Source organism: Herbaspirillum sp. B65 (assembly GCF_000333555.1).
GTDB lineage: Bacteria > Pseudomonadota > Gammaproteobacteria > Burkholderiales > Burkholderiaceae_D > Herbaspirillum > Herbaspirillum rubrisubalbicans.
In genome coordinates, this window is record NZ_BADI01000144.1 from 1 (window position 1) to 1,843 (window position 1,843).

Genomic DNA, 1,843 nt, shown 5'->3' on the forward strand with positions numbered 1-1,843 from the left:
ATCACCACACAGACGATTGCGACCTGGCGCCACCGACCTTGTCAGGCAAGTGCGCAAACAACAGCCGGGCGACGATGAAGGCGATGCCGAAACTGGTGAAGGCCAGTGAAGATTCCCCCCACGCGCGCGCCGCAAAGAGCAAGGCAATGAAGGCGGTGATGACGCCGAAACCGACACTGGAGAGCGCCAGTCCCAACCCAGGTTGCCACACTGCGCCCAGCACCTTGTAGAAGGGCGTGCGGCGGTCGGCGCTGGGTGCCACGGCCGGCAAGCCAGCCAGCATCAGCAGCGCCAGCAAGGGGATGAGCACACTCACACCGGCAATACCTGCGAAGCCATAGGCATGATTGACCGCCACGCCCAGTGGCGCACCGCAGGCCATGGCCGCATAGATGGCGATGCCCAGCCAGGCCATGACCTTGCCGCCATGCTGCGGACCCACCAGGGCGATGCCCCAGCTCATGGTGCCGGTGACCACCAGGCTTTCCCCCAGCGCCAGCAACAGGCGCCCCAGCAGCAATACCAGCACCGAGGCCACCGGATGATCCAACCACGCCAGCGAAGCCAGGTAGACCAGGCCCGACAAGGAGGCGGCGACGAAGCCGCCCAGGACGGCCCGCTTGGCGCCACGCAGATCGGCGTAATTACCGGCCCAGGAACGCGACAGCAAGGCGGCGGCGAATTGCGCGCCGACCACCACGCCGACCACGGTAGCATTCATGCCCAGTGCATCCTTCAGATGCAGGGGCAACACCGGCAACTGCAAACCGATGGTGAGAAAGGCGATGAAGACCGCCAGGGTCAGCGGTGCCAGTTTGAGAAAGACCGCCGTGCCAGGACTGGCCAGGGGTGTCACGGAAGCGGGCTTGTCAGCCGGTCGGATGTTCATGAAGTTTCCTTGAGAGCATAAAGAAGGATCAAGCCAGGGCGCAGGGCCGATTGCCGGCCTGGATGGCGCGCAGTAGAATGCGACGAATCCGTCACATTCCGTCGAGATGCAGTATGCGACGGATTCGTCAGGTTTTCCATTCGCATTCCTTTTTCAGGCCATCGCCCCATGAACAAGCCGCGCCGCCCCCAGATTTCCCTGCGCAAGACGCCGCAACAAGCCCGCTCCACCGAACTGGTGGCGGCCATCCTGCAAGCCGCTATTCAGGTTTTGCTACGCGAGGGCGCGGCGCGCTTTACCACGGCGCGCGTGGCCGAGCGGGCGGGCGTGAGTGTCGGATCGGTGTACCAGTATTTTCCCAACAAGGCAGCCATCCTGTTCCGGCTGCAGGCCGATGAATGGCAACAGACCACCGAGATGGTGCGCCAGCTCTTGCAGGATCCCTGCAAGCCGCCCGCCAGACGCCTGCGCGAACTGGTACACGCCTTCATCCGCAGCGAGTTCGAAGAAGCCCAGCTCAGACAGGCACTGGCCGATGCCGCCCCGCTCTATCGTGCCGCACCCGAGGCCTTGGACTTGAGCCGGGCCTGGGATGGCATCATCACCGCCTTCATGCGCGAAGCCTTGCCCCGCCAGCCAAGCTAGCCCAGCGAGGAGAGTTTGATGGTCAACGAGAACATGACGTCCACATTCGTGGAACCCAACAACGCACCGGCCCAACCTGAACTTCTGGTCTCCGCCGTGCTGCATCTGATGTCGCACTACACCGCCAACAACAGCCAGGAAACGCAAAGCTGCGTAAAGCTGGCCTCGGTGATCGAAAGACACTTGAAGGCCCTGGCCGAAATGCCCAACCTGGCGCCGGTGCTGCGGGCTACCTGGCAGCAGTTGTCGGAACAGTGGGCGCATGTGGTGGAACGGACGATGCCGCCGCCGGAAAAATTCACTTCTTCT

Annotated in this window: 1 protein-coding gene and 2 pseudogenes; 2 read left to right on the forward strand and 1 reads right to left on the reverse strand. The window is 63.2% G+C overall.

What is annotated here, in order from left to right:
• A pseudogene (locus tag I5W_RS03900) lies at positions 1-889 on the reverse strand (MFS transporter); the annotation flags it as partial.
• Positions 890-1,057: 168 nt separating this feature from the next.
• Here I5W_RS03900 and I5W_RS03905 point away from each other — a divergent pair.
• Both I5W_RS03905 and I5W_RS03910 read left to right on the forward strand, forming a co-directional pair.
• A pseudogene (locus I5W_RS03905) lies at positions 1,058-1,528 on the forward strand (TetR/AcrR family transcriptional regulator); the annotation flags it as partial.
• 24 nt (positions 1,529-1,552) lie between these two features.
• The coding region (locus I5W_RS03910) for a hypothetical protein (RefSeq protein WP_044528250.1) at positions 1,553-1,843 on the forward strand (291 nt) is incomplete at its 3' end.